The following is a 14,781-nucleotide window of genomic DNA, read 5'->3' on the forward strand; positions in this document are numbered from 1 at the left end:
CGGCAGCCGAATCCCGAATGAGATTCCGCCCGCCGACCCTCATCCCGTCCAGCTTCGCCGTCAGCGTGTTGATTTCCAGTGCCCGCGCCGAATCCTGACGGGTTACGGTTTCCCGCAAGGCGGTAATGGCACTTTCCGTATTGCCAACGCTGGTTTTCAAGGCGGCAGTTTCTGCCGCTTGGGCTTTATCCGCCTCAATGCGCGCTGCCTCTTCCTTGGCAATACTGCCTTCTGCTGTGGACACACGCGCTGCAAGGGTATTCCTCGCCATTGCTTCGGCATTATCCCCCTGCGCCCGCGCGGTTTTTTCCGCTTCCAACGCGGCAGCAGTGTTTTGCTGTGCTGCGGTTACGGTTTTGATTTGCTGTGCCTGCTGGGTATTGACCTGCTCTACCTCCGCAATCTTGTTTCCAATTTCGCGGGATTTTGCAGTCAAATCCGCAGCAGCTTTATCAGCCGCCGCCTGAATTGCAGATGTCCTTTCCCGTGCCTCAGCCTGTATCGCATTCGAACGGTTCGTTGCTTCATCGGCGATTTTCCGCGCCACCTCTTCGATAGCTGCGGTCTGCATGGCGGCAGCCGCTTTCGAGCCTGCGGCGGCCATGTCGTCATTCAAGGATTTGATTAGATCATTGCTCAATGCCGACTTGGTAATCGCGCCTTGAAGCTGCTTCACAATCGGCGCAGGGTCTTTATCCGCCGCACCATGAACGGCGGCGGTAAAATTACCCGTATTCCCCGCCGCATCGCGCACCCGAACCCAGAAGAAAAATTCATCCGCAACGCCGACGCCCGTTAGGGTGTAGCCGTTTTGGGGGTAAGGCAGGGTGGCCAGTTTTGAGGCCGTCTGAAGATTGTTTTCCCTGCCATACCACAATTCCGAGACCAGTTCGGAAACTACGGTTTGCGGCAAAGTCCACGCCAACTCTATCGCAAAGGTTCTAGGCGTCGCCCGCAGGCCGGTAACGGTGTAGTCGATGCTCCACGCTTTGACCAGCGGTTCGGACAATACCCCGCGCGCATTCCTGCCTCGAATTTCGGCGCGGTAATCGCCGTTGGGTAAGTTTTCAAGGCGGACTTCTGCGGTTGCCGCGTCCGGCACGTGGCGGAAAAGCTGATTATTCCGATAAATTTTTATATCGTAAGTCAGCACCTGCCCGTCGGCGGTCAGGTTCTCCCAAGTCAGCGTCAATACGCCGCCGTCGGTCGTGATATTGCCGTTAGTCAACACAGGGGCCAGCTTGTGCAGGGTTGTAATTTCACGGTCGAACACGGCAAAGTTATCCACCGCCGCATATTTTTTCGGGTCATGCAGCAGGGCGGTTATGGTGTAGGTGCCTTCATCGGTATTTTCTTTAATGCCGATGGCGCGATACAGCCGCGCCTTCACTTTGCCCGACAGTATCCAACTGTCGCCCGCGTTCAGCGGGACAGCTCTTTCCAGCGTAATTTTATCGCCCGCCGCTGCCGTAACTTTGGCCGATTTGAGGCCGTCTGAATCCATGTAATACAACAATGCGCCCACGGCATCGGCAACAGTGCGATCCAGCGTCAACACACTGCCGGAGGCCGCCGCCACGCGGCCGGAAAGTTCCGCACCGGCGTACTGATTGTCCATCACTTGAACAATATCGTACGGCAGATGTTTCAAACCTTCGCGTCCGACGGTGAACGAAACAGCGTTCTGTTGCCTCAACTCGGTTTGCAGCGTCCATGCGCCGAACCGGGCGGCCTGACCGCGCGAATCACAGCCAAACGCGGTAACTTGCTTTATATTCAGGCCGTAACGAGCAATGGCTTCATTGTCGGCGACGTATTCCGTTTTCGCACGGTAGCCGTCGTATTTGTCCACATACTGAACGTGTACGGCAGTATGAATCGACTTCAACGCCGCGCCGGAATAAGAAAACAGGCCGTCTTTAACGTTGGCATTGTTGTACTGCGCTACGGGGTCGGAATCGGCGTCCATGACGACGGACACCTGCTGTCCGTTCCAAAGCGGCAGGCCGGTAAACACGCTAGCTAGATTCAGTAAAAATTCGCCTGCCTGCGTCAAGTCGGTGATGTAGGCATTACATACGAAACGCGGCTCTTTGCCACCGAAACCGTCATCCACCAGTTCGTCGCAATATTTGCCGATTTGATACAGGCTCCACTTATCCACATCACCCAAATTCAGACGGCGGGCAAGCGTAGAAAAGCGCGGCTGGGTCAGTACGTCGTAAAACACCCATGCGGGATTGTTCGTCCACGCGGTTTTAAAGCTGCCGTCCCAAGTCCCGTTGCCGTAAACCCGTTTTTCAGGGTCATAGTTGGACGGCACTTTGACCAAACGGCCTTTCATCAGGTAATTTCGACGCGGTACGCTGTTGCCGAACTGGGCGGAATCGATAGCCAAGGCGGCAATGGCGGTATGCGGATAACTCAATTTTGCGTCCACGACTTCAACGTAAGACGAAAAATATGTGTTATTGCTGATTTTATCTGTCGAAGAATCGGGCGTAATACGGGCAACGCGCACATTGAACGGCACGGCGGGCAGCGTATCAAACTCTACGTCCTGATAATATGTTCCGCTTGATTTTTCGGAAAAACGCACTTGCTTCACCGCCTGCGGACCTTTGCTGTTCACAAGCTCCACATTCAAAACGGTTTCCGCTGCAACAGTATCGCCGTTGTCTTTTATCTGCGCATTGCGTTCTACGGCAACCGTAACCCGCAAACGGCTGATTAAAGAATCGGTAACGGCACGGACAACCGGCGTCCCCTGCTTCACTGCGGCAGACACCGGAACCGTACGTTCAGACGCGGCAAAGCCCGGTACATACGACTGGTCTTGTTCGCCTCGCTGAAAATAACCCGTAACCCCATTAAAATTGAAACTGCCGTCAGGGTTTTGAACGGGTGTGTCGTCAAAATACACGCTTTTAAACGGCGCATCGTCGCCGTTGGCAAAACCGGCAACTACACCTTCGGCAATCGCGTCGATAATCCGCAAAGACTGCGCACCGGATAATGTATTCGGCGCTTCATACGGTGTAACCTGTCCTGTTCCTGATTTACCGCCCATTTTTATAACCTATTGATTTAAAATGAATTAAACTTTACTAAAGGACGCCGTATAATTACGTGCCCTTACGCTGTCGTCCGAAAAATCTGTGTTGTACTTTTGTCCGTTCGGCGCTTCTGCCGCCACGCCCGCCGTAAATGTTTTGGACAGCCCAATCTCGGCCACCGCGCCCGAAGATGCCGCCGTTTCGGCAGGGTCGATACGGCGGGACTGGACACCTTGCGAAACAACGCGGCTGCCGCAATAACACAAGCCGTATGCCAGCGGAACAGGCCTACCCTGCGCTGACGTGTTCGCCAGATTTGAAAACGCCGTGTTTTTGCTGTCCTCAATACCTTTTGACGTCTGAAGTTTCGGTTGCTTAGTCAGCATTTGGGCAACACCGCCGGCAACCATTCCGATACCGGCTGCAACAAGGCTGCCGCCGCCAGCCCAGCTTGTATATGCACCGACAACAATCAAGACGATGCCCAGCACCGTCTGAATAATCCCGCCGTTTTTACCCGCGCCGGAAACCCTCGGCACGATATGCAGCACACCCGCGGCAGGCCGTCTGAAAACATCGGCTATCGTTTCTTCGCTTTGGTCTTCACCACTGAACCGCACCTGATATACGCCGTCCCTGATTTTCTGTTTCAGCCCCCTGACTTGGGTAAACAATGCGTGCAACGCCTCGGCAGGGGTTTCAGCGTGCAAAGAAAAACGGCGGCCATATTCTCTAAGGCCGCCGTATAAACAAACGGTAATCATGGTTCCACCCTATGCAACAAATCATTCTCAATAGCCGCAATCATTTCCGGCTGCCAATCCCGATGACGCCAAACGCTATGGGTAACGTGCGCCCAGTAGTTCGTATATGGCACACGGCAGCTTAATTGATTATAGGCATGATGCAAAATCCAATCGCCACCCAAGTACAGCATGGCATGGGAAGCATGTCCGCCGGTAGCGGTTAAAATCACATCCCCAGCCTGCAACGTTCCGTCCGACACTCTGGAAAACCCGCCGTCGGGCAGATTGCGGACAAACGAATCCGCCGCCGCATCGCGGTCTATATTGGTTCGTTCGTGGTCGCGGAAATCAATCCCCGCCAGATGAAACGCATCGCGTATCAGCGTGAAACAGTCGGTTTTGCCGTATTCAAACTGCCGCCCGCGTAAATGCGGCACGCACCGAAACAGTTTCAGACGGCCTTCTGTAACCAATATCCACGGCAGGCCGGTATGAACCTGCATTTGTCTGTCCGCCCCAGACAAAAACGGCTCTCCAGCCGGATGGGAATGTACCACCGCCGCCACTTCGCCGGCACGTTCCGCCGCAAGCCATGCATCGGCGGAAATTTCAAAAGTTTCAGACGGCTTATCCGCAACATTTTTAAGATGCAGGAATTCAAAGCCGTCATAATTAAAAACAACGACCCCACACATTTCAGATGGCCGCTCTTCCTCGGCGCAATCCAAAATCATCTGCCGGACGTCATCGTTCAAAACTTCTAAGTCCATCATGTATTCACCTTATCACTGGACGGGAATCCGCCGAACGGCAACACAGCCGTCGCGCCAAAGCGCGCACGGCAACCGGTCAACGTGCCGCTGCACATATCTTTTTTCGAGTCGTCAGTCGGTATATCGAAACGATCTGCAACTGCCCGCCCCGTATAACCGCAACCTTCGCCGCGATATTTCCAACAACAGATATTCGCAAGCATGATCCGCGCGGGAACAACCGAGCCGTCCGATTCGGACGGCGCGGCCAGTTCCAAGGTTGCCGTTTCGGCGGTCAGTGCCGACAGCCGTTCTACCAAATACTTACTTACAACTTCCTGCGTCGCATCAGCCGTTGGATTCTTTCCCGACTGGAAATTGACCGCGTCCAGAAATTTGGCATAAGTCTGACGGCGGATAATGGTTACCCCCGTCATTTGATTGAACTGTTCCGCCGCCGCAGTTACGAATCCTGCAATATTCGAAACAGTCAGCGTCGGACGGTTGCCCGCACCCTGCGAAGTGGTTTCAAACCCTTCGGCCTTTATCGGTAAAGGCTCATACGCCCGCCCCTGCCAGACGACAGGTTTATTCAGTTCGTTTACCTGACCGCAATAGTAAAACACCTCGCCGCCAAATTCGCGGAAATCCACCTGCCACAAATCGACCAGCACGTCCTGCTGCGTCGCACTCAACGCCTGTAACATCACACCCGACATTGCTTTAATACGCGGATTCATGCCAGCACCTCTTCAAACGTACAACCCAATTCATACACTTTGCCGCCCTTAGACGTTTCCGTGTATTCGGACACCTTGACCAGCGCCGTACCACCTTCCGGTGGCCGCCAGTTGAACGGCTCAACGCCGCCGCGGGCATCAAAAAAGGCTTTGATTTCACCAATCAAAGCCTTTTGACCTACCACTTTAATATCCCAACTCCTCAACTTCGGACGCAACGATTTTAACTGCCGCTGTTCGTAACCGTCGCCAAACTGGACTGAACGGACATTAAATTTATGCGTCGCCTTGGCATCCGACGTAACCCTCCAACGGAATGTTTCAGCCATACCACTACCTTTCAGACGGCCTATTTATGATAAGTACCGTTTTCACGGTACACATTTTTCAAATACCACTGCTCGACCATTCCCGGCAGCGCTTCGGCCAGCTTTTTAGCCATTTCGGTATCACCTTCCGCCGAAGATTCCGCCGCGCCGCTGCGGTTGATGGTAATGTTGACCTGCATATTCCCGCCGCCTGCCCCGCCGAAGCGGCCAGCCAATACGGGCGGCAACCCGACCGCGCCGCCGTCGGCGTAGCCTTTCAGCCGCAGCCGTTCGACAGCGGCAACGCCGCCGTGGTTGCGCACGTCCTGCTGCGAGAACACAACTTCGCCCTTGTGGACGATGCCCGCCGGTTCGTACTTGCCGCCCGCACCGGTATAGCCGCCGCCCGAAAACAGTGCGTCAAACTGCGTACCGCCGCTGACGACTCCGCCGTCGGCATACCCGCCCAATGCTGACTTCATGGCGTTTACAATCGCCATTTTAATTAGCATTTTCGACAAGTCTTGCAAGATGGAAACAGTCAGATTTCGGAAGTCAAGTTTGCCTGTCGCCACAAAATCAGCCAAGGCATCCCCCATTTTGTCGAAAGTCTGAACAGTGGCGTTTTCCATGCTCTGCCGCATCGTGCCGAAGGAATCGATATAGCTTTGAATCCCAGACTTGATGCCGCCCTGCCAGTCGTTATCAACGGCTTTCTGTGCGGACTGCATTTGCGACAGGCTGCCGATAGAATCAGCCTTGCCGCGCTCCAACTGTGCAATACTCGCAGCAGGCGCACCGTCTTTCTGCGCTTGCGCGATTTGCTTGTCCCACAAACGCGCCAACGTCAGCTTTTCAATTTCTTCACGGGTTTTGCCGATTAGTGATATTTCAAATAGTTTGTCTTCCAACTTTTCGCGGGTGTCTTTGCTCATTTCCTTGGAAATATCAGCATATTTCTTGGTCGCAGCGGTCAAATCTTCCTGCGCATCTGCCGCCTTGGCCATCTCCAAAGCGGTTTGCCGCTGGGTTTCCGTGAAATTGGCAAACTCGGGATTGCTCATCAATTCAAGCTGATACTTGAAAGACTTGCCCACATGCGCGGCCGTCAAGGCGGCCTGCACGCGGATTTTTTCCTGCCCCTCCGTGAATTTCTGCTGCCACTTATCAAACGCCGTCTCCGCTAAATCATGCAAATACGCACCGCCGCCGGCATCCAAACTGCCGAATCCTTTCTGCGCGAACTGTTCCTGCAATCTATTGGCCTGCGAAACCCATTTTTCGGCAAACTGACGGGCGGTCATGCTCACCTGACCGCCGTTTTGCGTTACCGCCGCCACTGCCCTGCCGCGCTTCATAATCGTTGACAGTGCATCCACCACGTTCTTATCAAGATTGGTCAACAGGGCTTTGGCGCCACCCCATCCCTGTTGATGCCCTAGATAATATTCGCCCGCTGTCAATTCGCGCCCAAGCGCGCGCTGCAACGATGCACTGCCGATCCGGTGATGACGCCGCACCGCATTAAACGAAGTGGCCAAATCCTTAGTACCTGCGCGACTGATACCGTAATCGTGCAGATATTGGGGCATAATCTGAAAATGCCCCAACGCGCCCGACTTTTTGTTTTCCAACCGCCGACCACTGGCACTCTCAATTTCATACAACGCCAGCCATTTTGCGGGGTCTTCGCCCGCGCTTTTCGCCAAACCGTACAATCTTTTCTGATTGTCGCTCAAACTTCTAAGCGGGTCGGCAGCTTTTTTCGTCTTCGGCTTTTTCTCTTTGAACCGCTCCAGCGCCGCCGCCCGCGCATATTCCGCATCTTGCAGGATTTGCCGCTTGGCAAGTTCGCCGTTTGCACCTTTCAGTGCTTCCAACTTGTCTTTCTCAATCTTCGCCAGTTCACGTTCTAGCAATATACGTTTTGGAATACCTGCTTCCGCCGAATGTGCCAGCCTTGCCGATGCTTCGGTGCTGGACTGTATCTGCGCCTGCCTGCGCTTGGCTTCCTCTGCCGCGGCATTTTCTCGATTGATTTCCGCCTGCAATTTGGCACGCTCGGCATAAAACGCCTGCAACCGCCGCTCGCCTCGCTCGCTCCAAAACAGCGAATTAACCGGATTGCGCTTCGATTCCTCGATTTGCTGGATAGTGCTGTTCAGCGCTGTCAGCCTGTCGATTTTGGTTTCATCTCTGCCGATAGATTTCAGCGCATCCCATGTCGCCGAAGCCGTTTCTTTGATACTTTTCCAGCCTCTCTCAATCGCGCCTAGGTTTTCCAATACGCGCGTGGACATTTCTTCTGATTCGGCGGCGAATTTACGCTGCACCAACGCCACCGCTTCCTGCTCTCTTCCCTGCGCCTGCAACGCTTTGACTTGGGCGTATACATCGGCCGTCATGGTACGGTAATTCGCCGATAAAGCTACTACGGCCTGCAACGGGTCTTTAGCAATCTCAACGTATTTTTTGACCAAGTCGTCGATACTTTGCCCTGTTGCCTGCGCTTGAAGTGTAATAGCGCGGGTAAACTGTTCGTAATTTTCCGCTCCGACCTTGCCGCTGGATACCAGCGCGGTAATGGCGGCGCGGGCATCAGCATAACCGCCCGTAGCATTCCCAACGGAAACGGCTATATCCTGCATACGGTTTGCGGTAATTCCTGCCGCATCTCCGGCAAGTATCAAGGCTTTGCGATACTCTTGGGATTCCTCCATACCCTGATACATCGCATAACCCAACGCAGCCACACCGCCCGCAAGGCCAGTAACGGCAAGGCGTGAAGGCGTAATGATTGTTGACAAGCCCTTAAACATGCCGCCGAAGCCGCCGTACATATCACGCAATTGACCGCCCTGTTGCAGCATAATCAAAAACGGGCTTTGCCCGCCTGCAAGCTGGGTAACAATATCCGCAATCTGTGCCGGCGTCTGCCGCAGCGCATTGTTGAACTGCCCTACCGTCAGTGTCGCACGATTTGTTTTGACGTTATATCGGTCAAGCTGGGACAATAACGGATTCAGCCGCGAAACATCAAGCCCGCGCTGATTGGCCAATGCTTCATAATATTCACGGGTTGCCTTGCCGCCGGCTATCTTGACTGCAATATCGCGGCGAATGGCGTTTTCCAACGATTTTAACGACCGCGCCATGCTTTTTGTTGCGGTCTCCGTTGCAGCCGCCGTTTCGGACGCGCCGCCGACTCCTTGACCAAGGCCGTCTGAAACCCTCTTTCCTTCAGTTTGCGCCGTATCGCCCAGCGATTTAATTGATTTTTTCGCCTTCGCTACGCCTTTGTCCACACCTTCGGAATCGGCAGTGATATAAATCTTGGTTTCGTTATTCATGCTCTTGCGCCCACATCGTCAACACTTCAATCTCCATCGCGCGGATTTTCCGCAGCATGGATTTACGTTTCTTCGGCTTAATGCCGTGGCAGTCCATCACTGCCGCTACCGCACCGTAATCAAGCCCTGTTGCGCCTGACATGCCGACCCGCCATTGCGTCGCCAGCGCGATAAACAACTGCACCGCCTGCCAGTTGCACGGCCATACGCCGAACGTCTTTTCTTCTTCCGAGAAATCATCTTCAGAAAAACCGAACAAACCCAATTCCGCCGCATCAGGCGATTTTTCATAAAACGCCCGCGCGGCGGCAGTCAGTTTCCCTCGCGGGCGTTATAGACTTCGTCAATATAACCTTTAACAATAGCGAAGACAGACATCGGATACGCATCCAACATCAATTCGACATTTTCTTTATCGAATGTATCTTCCAAATTCCAACCTACGGCACAATCCAATACCGTATCGGCATTCCAGCCGTCTACATGTTTTTCCGTGAACTGCTGCATTGCTTTATTGCCGCGCTGCTTAAATTCAAATTCAACGTCTGCCGGTTCGCTGCCGGGTACGGGGATTTTTACAATATGACGGAAGGTTGCATCAGGTTTTAAAGATAGTTTTGCCATTTTCAGCTTTCAAAAAAAGCGGCCGCCATTTTCAGACGGCCAAAACCAAGGGAGTACAATGAACGATTTAACGGGAAATCAATAACGGTTTACCGGACCCGACACCGCATAAGATAACGTTACCGCCATCAACTGATTGCGGGTCATCTCCGGCGTTTTGTTCAGGCTCGGATAGCCGTTGTATACAATCTGACCGCCGCCTTTCAGTACGATTTTCAACGGCGTTTGCGTCCCGGCATCAGAAGCCTTGACCGCCGCCTTGTAACCATCAAGGTTTGGGTCGTCGGCAATCTTGATCGAAATCGACATGGCCGACTGCGTGGACGGAATTTGCTGCTCGTAGTCGTCTTCTAAGAAGCCGAAATCAACGTACTGCTGCTCGCCGCCGCTGGTCGAAAACTCAATGATTTGTGAAATATTCGTCCAGCCGGTAATTTTCTGCACCGTGCCGCCGCCCGAACCTGCCGGGAAATTATCTGTATTGGTCGTATCGATGCCAACCAGTTTAAAAGTATCGGTAGCGACGCCGCCAACTTGGAAAACACGTTCATTCAGTTTGCCCCAGCCGCTTTTCAGCAATACAAAATCGCCGTTTGCAAAGCCGTGCGCGGTCGAAGTCAGCACCGCTTCCGCCGCGTTGGTCGCTGCCGTTACGTTTTTTGCCGCCGCCAAGGCGGTAGCAATGTGAACGGTCGCGCCGTTCGGTAATTTAACTGCCATTTTTTCAACTCCATATTAAAGGCCGTCTGAAATTCAGACGGCCTGTTCAAAATAAACTGCCTGCCAACCTTGCTGATAGTAGACGGTAACGGTTTCTCCGCTGTCGTCGGAATCAATATTCAGCAAATCAGGTACCAAATTTTCCAAGCCGCCAATTCCCAAATCGGGATGTTCGACAAACGCCTGTTGCACCACCGACAGCATTTCCTCCGCCAATTCGTCCGCGCCGGTATTGGCCTGAACACAAACCAATGTAACCAGTCGCACCGTCTGACGGTAGATAGGCGGAAAATCAACCGTTTCCGGTTCGGTGCGGCGACTGTCGACATAAACCACAACACACGGTAATTGCGATTGTGCCGGCGCGAATCCGCGACCGGAATATACGCGCTGAAACTTCTGTTTCAGCACATTTACCGCTGCATTTCGGATTTCAGTAAGTCGGTTTGTCATGTACCGCCCTCAGTTGCACAACAACCATGCCGCAGCCGTCAAAATCAGTCTCCGCCACCGTGTAGCGTTTTCCGCGCACGGTAACGACCACCGACTTCACGTCTTCCGGCAGGTCGTCTTCAGTAACGATGATTTGCGGATCGGCATTGGCAACGGCAACGCCAAACCCGCTATCCGTCATAAATTCACGGTCAAATATCGCGTTTACCTCTTTACCGCCAATCATCACGGTTTCGCCAAAATCGGCGGGGTTGGTAAACACCGACAGCGGTTCATTAAACACCGCCGGCACCTGTTCCATCTGAACCTTCGCCGCCGCCCTGACCGTCGGTCAAATCATCGGTAATGTCACCATCGTCGCCATCGCCGCCGTCAGTTTGCGCCGTGCCGTCGGATTCTGCCGACCATTCAACCGCCCAGCCTTCACGGATATAGGCCGCCGCCTGTTCTTCGTCCACCGAATACTTCTTACCGACGAAGAAACCTTTGCCGTCGTCAAAAAAACTACGCAACGGTGTAATTTTGATTTTTGCCATTTTTAATACTCCATATAGTCAGGCCGTCTGTTGCTCAGACGGCCTTTGGTTAAACGGTTATGCTGCCACGATGTCTTTAATGGCGGCGAAGGATTCGACATGGCGGACGGCAATATCCACGTCTTGCAACGTGGTAATGCGTACCGCGCCCGCAGTAGACTTGGTGTACGGGTCAACGACCACGTCCAAAACGCCCCAATGCGCAATCATCAAATCAGCCCAGTTACCGAAAATCAGCGGGCTGCATTTGTTGGCCGCCGTGCCTTTGGTCAGGTTGGACGGAATTTGGTTCGATACCGCGCAACGGTAGCCGTTCAGCGGTGTTGCGCCGTCCTGCCAGATGTAGCCGGATACGCCGTCGGCCTTCAGCTTGGTTTTCAGCAGGCCGCGCACGCGGGCATTGGTGATGTATGCCAAATCGCCGATGTCGGCATTGGCGGCGGCAATGGCACTTTCCAAAGCGACGATATGCTTCCATTCGGGTACACCGCCGTTCGCACCGATTTCCACCGCGCCGATGCCGGCAGTGTTCAGGATGCCGGTCGGTTCGTTGCCGGTACCTTTGCCATTGATGGCCGCCAAGTCGATACCCAGCATCATGGCTTTCAACAATTCGTTGCGGGCGAACTGTTCGGCAGACAGCGAAGACTGCAAAATGAACTTGCGGCTCAATTCGGTATTGGCGGTAACGGTTTTCGGTTTCAGGCTCATTTGTCCGAAAGTGGCGTTCGATTCGGCCGCACTGCCGTTTTCATCCACCCATTGAACGGTGTTGCCGGTCAGGTGTTTCGGAATGGTGATGTCGCCGACCAAGCCGTCCAGTACGGTGGCGCCCAACTGGGCAACGGCAAGTCGGTTGCGCAACAGTTCGATAAACAGGTCTTCGCGGAAGTCGTTTTCGATGACGTTGCCGCCGTTTGCCGCATTTCCTTTGCTGTAAGCGCGGGCAATCAAATCAGTCGGCACAAAGAAACCTGCCGCTGCGCGACCATGCCGTTTTTCCAACTCTTCCGACACTTCGCGTTCCAAGCCCGCTTTGTCCCATTTGCCGGTTGCGGCGGCAGACATGGCACGAAGAAGGGAAAATTCACGCTGTTCTTTATCAGTCATGCCGATTTCATCGGCGGTAACGATCGGCTTCGTCTGCATGTTTACCATGATGGCGGCGCGTAATTGGGCTTCACTGCCGCCCTCTTTAATAACCTTTTCGGCTGCTTCGATACCGCCGTGGGCGGCGTAACTGCGACCAATGGCCAGCAGTTCGGAAACGCGCGTTCGTTCGTTCTGCATACCGCGTTCGGCGGTGTTGCTGGTATCGGTTGCTGCGGCGGCAGGGATTGCAGCAGCGAGAGTTTCCGCCTCGGCGGGAATTTGATTTTTATTCATGTTTCGGTTTCCTTTTTCAGGGGTTGGGTTTACAGGGTTTTCAATAAATGGTTCCGCCGACCTGCCGACACCTACTGTCGGGTCTGCCGGAACGGTTACAAAACTGATTTCATAAGGCATCCAACGGGTAACGATGTAACGGTAGTCCTCATCGTCTGCATTGGGATTGTCCAATACCATGTCTTCCACGCGGTAGCCGACGCTGATATGGCGTAGGATGCCGTCTTGCACGTCTTGGAATTTTTCCGCCGCTTTCGCGCCGTTGCCAAAGCGTACTAAGGCACGGCCGCGCTTGTCGGCATCAATCCAAGCCCGTTCGATGACGCCGATTTGGTCGTCCCAGTCGTGATTGAACAGCACCGCGCCGCCGTCGTTCAGACGGCTCAAGTCAACGGCACCCGCCGCATGACTTAATACTTCATCGCCGAACCAGCGTTCTACCGGCTCTTCGCTGGAAAACGCCACTTCGACCGTTCGTTTTTCAACATCCACGCTTTCACGCTGAAACACGGCAAAGCGGCTCATTTGCTGCATTTGCGCCTTATCAGGCTTTATTTTCTTCATTCGGGTCATCCTCCGATTCTGGTTCTGCCGCCACAGGGGGCGGTTTGACATCGGCAGCGATTCCCTTCGCCGCCAAAATTTGGTTTTCCTGTTCGATTTGGGCGATTACATCCTCAAAATCTAAGCCCATTTCCATACAAATATCACGGCGGGATTTAACCGACAGCGCCACCGCTTCTTTATGCGCGTTAATATCTTTCAGCGGGTCAACCCACGACCAGCGGCGCCCCTGCCAGTTGCAGGCCTTGAATTTGTCCAGCTTGCCAGCCGGCAGCGATTTGCCGGACGGCATCTTGATTGCGCCCATTAGCAACGCCGCCTCAATCCAGCGGTCGAATACGTCATACAAAAACGCTTCGGCAAACCAGTTTTGCAACGTCATCCATGTATCGCGCTCCTCCAGCGTCCCACTGCGAATACTGGAAAAGTTCACACCCTCAAGGTCGTTCGCCAAGCTGTGATAAGCCACGTTCAAACCGCTGGCGATACCGCGCAGGCTGGCTTTGACGAATGCGTCATAATTGGCGTGCGGATAATCGGGGTCGAACGGCGTGAAGTCGTAACCCTGCGGCAGTTCGTGAAATGTGCCCGGCTCGACCGAATCGATTAAATCAATGCCGCCGCGCCCGTTATCGACCTCTTGCCCGTCAATCGGCGGAATGAAGTTGTCGGCGTCTTCCGTCTGTTTGAAAAAACCCATTTTCGACGCACCGACGCGGGCGGCGATAATGGCCGCTTCCTGATAGCCCGACAGGTTTTGCAGGCCGATGATGGCCGAAGCCACCCACGGAAAGCCGCGCCGCTGTTCGGGGCGGTCGTGCAGGAAAATATGGCTGATTTGCTCTGCCGGCACCCGTTCGCGCAAATTGCCGGTATTCGTCTGTCCGTATGCTTCGCCCGGATGCGACGTCCGCAGCCAGTACGCCACCGGACGGGAATAGTTGTTTAGCTCAACGCCCATACGAACGGCGTTGCGCCCGTTTTGTGGCGGTACGTTGTATCCCGTATCCAAACGGTCAATATCCAGCACCTGCAACGCATAGCCGTATTCGTTGTTGAAACCCGAAAGATGACGAACCAGCACTTCGCCGTCGCGGGCAACCCCGCGAATCAGCAGCCGTTGTAAGTCGGTAAACGACAACTGGCCGGTAACATCGCACACCCCGCGCCTTGCCCAGCGTGAAAATGCTTCTTCGATGGCCTTGTTCGCCAACGTATCGGGCTTATCCTCGTTATCCAGCAAAACACGCATTTGCAGGGCGAAACCATCGCGCCCGATAACGTTGCTTTCGACCATGTTCAGAAACTTGCGCATGTAGTCGTTGTCGCGCGCAAGGCTTCGGGCGCGGGCGCGCAGGCGGTCAAGGTCCGACCGCGCCAAAGCGTCCGCCGACCAGTTCTGCGGCTGCCACGAAGCCAGCGACCCGACCGGACGCGCTCCGGCAAAGTTGCGGCGGGCGGTTTGCGGGACGGAATCCCGCCTGCCGAACAACCGCGCAAAAAAACCGCGCTTTTGCGGCGCGGCATTTGATTGTTTTGCCATATC

General features: G+C 54.2%; 14 protein-coding genes. All 14 read right to left on the reverse strand.

The window, feature by feature from the left end; genetic code table 11:
- Positions 1-3,070: host specificity protein J (locus tag ACI43T_RS10165; RefSeq protein ID WP_405386872.1), on the reverse strand; the 3,070-nt coding region annotated here is incomplete at its 3' end.
- A 27-nt stretch (positions 3,071-3,097) separates the two neighbouring features.
- Positions 3,098-3,820 (reverse strand): tail assembly protein, encoded by a 723-nt coding sequence (locus ACI43T_RS10170; RefSeq protein ID WP_405386874.1) that lies wholly within the window; start codon positions 3,818-3,820, stop codon positions 3,098-3,100.
- On the reverse strand, positions 3,817-4,575 hold the full coding sequence (locus ACI43T_RS10175) for a C40 family peptidase (protein WP_405386876.1): 759 nt from the start codon (positions 4,573-4,575) through the stop codon (positions 3,817-3,819). Before ACI43T_RS10175 ends, ACI43T_RS10170 begins: the two co-directional genes overlap by 4 nt.
- Positions 4,572-5,294, reverse strand: a complete 723-nt coding sequence (locus ACI43T_RS10180) for a phage minor tail protein L (protein WP_405386878.1) — start codon at positions 5,292-5,294, stop codon at positions 4,572-4,574. The genes ACI43T_RS10175 and ACI43T_RS10180 overlap by 4 nt, the downstream gene beginning before the upstream one ends.
- Positions 5,291-5,623 carry a phage tail protein gene (locus ACI43T_RS10185; RefSeq protein ID WP_009174509.1) on the reverse strand — a complete coding sequence of 111 codons (333 nt, stop codon included), beginning with the start codon at positions 5,621-5,623 and terminating at the stop codon, positions 5,291-5,293. Before ACI43T_RS10185 ends, ACI43T_RS10180 begins: the two co-directional genes overlap by 4 nt.
- Before the next feature lie 20 nt (positions 5,624-5,643).
- Positions 5,644-8,952 (reverse strand): phage tail length tape measure family protein, encoded by a 3,309-nt coding sequence (locus ACI43T_RS10190; protein ID WP_405386880.1) that lies wholly within the window; start codon positions 8,950-8,952, stop codon positions 5,644-5,646.
- Complete coding sequence (locus ACI43T_RS10195) at positions 8,945-9,211, reverse strand: DUF1799 domain-containing protein (RefSeq protein ID WP_314764479.1); 267 nt, start codon at positions 9,209-9,211, stop codon at positions 8,945-8,947. The genes ACI43T_RS10190 and ACI43T_RS10195 overlap by 8 nt, the downstream gene beginning before the upstream one ends.
- A 53-nt stretch (positions 9,212-9,264) precedes the next feature.
- Positions 9,265-9,576, reverse strand: a complete 312-nt coding sequence (locus ACI43T_RS10200) for a phage tail assembly chaperone (protein ID WP_039850952.1) — start codon at positions 9,574-9,576, stop codon at positions 9,265-9,267.
- A 78-nt stretch (positions 9,577-9,654) separates the two neighbouring features.
- The gene (locus ACI43T_RS10205) at positions 9,655-10,296 is read right to left on the reverse strand and encodes a phage tail protein (RefSeq protein WP_405386883.1); all 642 of its coding nucleotides are present in this window, start codon (positions 10,294-10,296) and stop codon (positions 9,655-9,657) included.
- A gap of 33 nt (positions 10,297-10,329) precedes the next feature.
- Positions 10,330-10,749 (reverse strand): hypothetical protein, encoded by a 420-nt coding sequence (locus ACI43T_RS10210; protein ID WP_405386885.1) that lies wholly within the window; start codon positions 10,747-10,749, stop codon positions 10,330-10,332.
- Positions 10,730-11,032: a head-tail joining protein gene (locus ACI43T_RS10215; protein WP_009174515.1), complete on the reverse strand. Its 303-nt coding sequence runs from the start codon at positions 11,030-11,032 to the stop codon at positions 10,730-10,732. Before ACI43T_RS10215 ends, ACI43T_RS10210 begins: the two co-directional genes overlap by 20 nt.
- Complete coding sequence (locus tag ACI43T_RS10220; RefSeq protein ID WP_405386887.1) at positions 11,025-11,285, reverse strand: hypothetical protein; 261 nt, start codon at positions 11,283-11,285, stop codon at positions 11,025-11,027. The genes ACI43T_RS10215 and ACI43T_RS10220 overlap by 8 nt, the downstream gene beginning before the upstream one ends.
- Before the next feature lie 57 nt (positions 11,286-11,342).
- A complete protein-coding gene (locus ACI43T_RS10225) occupies positions 11,343-13,235 on the reverse strand; it encodes a phage major capsid protein (RefSeq protein WP_405386889.1) in 1,893 nt (630 codons plus the stop codon).
- The gene (locus tag ACI43T_RS10230) at positions 13,216-14,778 is read right to left on the reverse strand and encodes a phage portal protein (RefSeq protein WP_405386891.1); all 1,563 of its coding nucleotides are present in this window, start codon (positions 14,776-14,778) and stop codon (positions 13,216-13,218) included. Before ACI43T_RS10230 ends, ACI43T_RS10225 begins: the two co-directional genes overlap by 20 nt.
- Between the last annotated feature and the right edge of the window lie 3 nt (positions 14,779-14,781).

Source organism: Neisseria oralis, from assembly GCF_045062685.1.
Taxonomy (GTDB): Bacteria; Pseudomonadota; Gammaproteobacteria; order Burkholderiales; family Neisseriaceae; genus Neisseria; species Neisseria oralis.

Coding starts and splice junctions, on each gene's coding strand:
- ACI43T_RS10170 (WP_405386874.1), bottom strand. CDS start 3,820: ATGATTACCGTTTGTTTATACGGCGGCCTTAGAGAATATGGCCGCCGT.
- ACI43T_RS10220 (WP_405386887.1), bottom strand. CDS start 11,285: ATGGCAAAAATCAAAATTACACCGTTGCGTAGTTTTTTTGACGACGGC.
- ACI43T_RS10180 (WP_405386878.1), bottom strand. CDS start 5,294: ATGAATCCGCGTATTAAAGCAATGTCGGGTGTGATGTTACAGGCGTTG.
- ACI43T_RS10200 (WP_039850952.1), bottom strand. CDS start 9,576: ATGGCAAAACTATCTTTAAAACCTGATGCAACCTTCCGTCATATTGTA.
- ACI43T_RS10210 (WP_405386885.1), bottom strand. CDS start 10,749: ATGACAAACCGACTTACTGAAATCCGAAATGCAGCGGTAAATGTGCTG.
- ACI43T_RS10230 (WP_405386891.1), bottom strand. CDS start 14,778: ATGGCAAAACAATCAAATGCCGCGCCGCAAAAGCGCGGTTTTTTTGCG.
- ACI43T_RS10225 (WP_405386889.1), bottom strand. CDS start 13,235: ATGAAGAAAATAAAGCCTGATAAGGCGCAAATGCAGCAAATGAGCCGC.
- ACI43T_RS10190 (WP_405386880.1), bottom strand. CDS start 8,952: ATGAATAACGAAACCAAGATTTATATCACTGCCGATTCCGAAGGTGTG.
- ACI43T_RS10205 (WP_405386883.1), bottom strand. CDS start 10,296: ATGGCAGTTAAATTACCGAACGGCGCGACCGTTCACATTGCTACCGCC.
- ACI43T_RS10175 (WP_405386876.1), bottom strand. CDS start 4,575: ATGATGGACTTAGAAGTTTTGAACGATGACGTCCGGCAGATGATTTTG.
- ACI43T_RS10185 (WP_009174509.1), bottom strand. CDS start 5,623: ATGGCTGAAACATTCCGTTGGAGGGTTACGTCGGATGCCAAGGCGACG.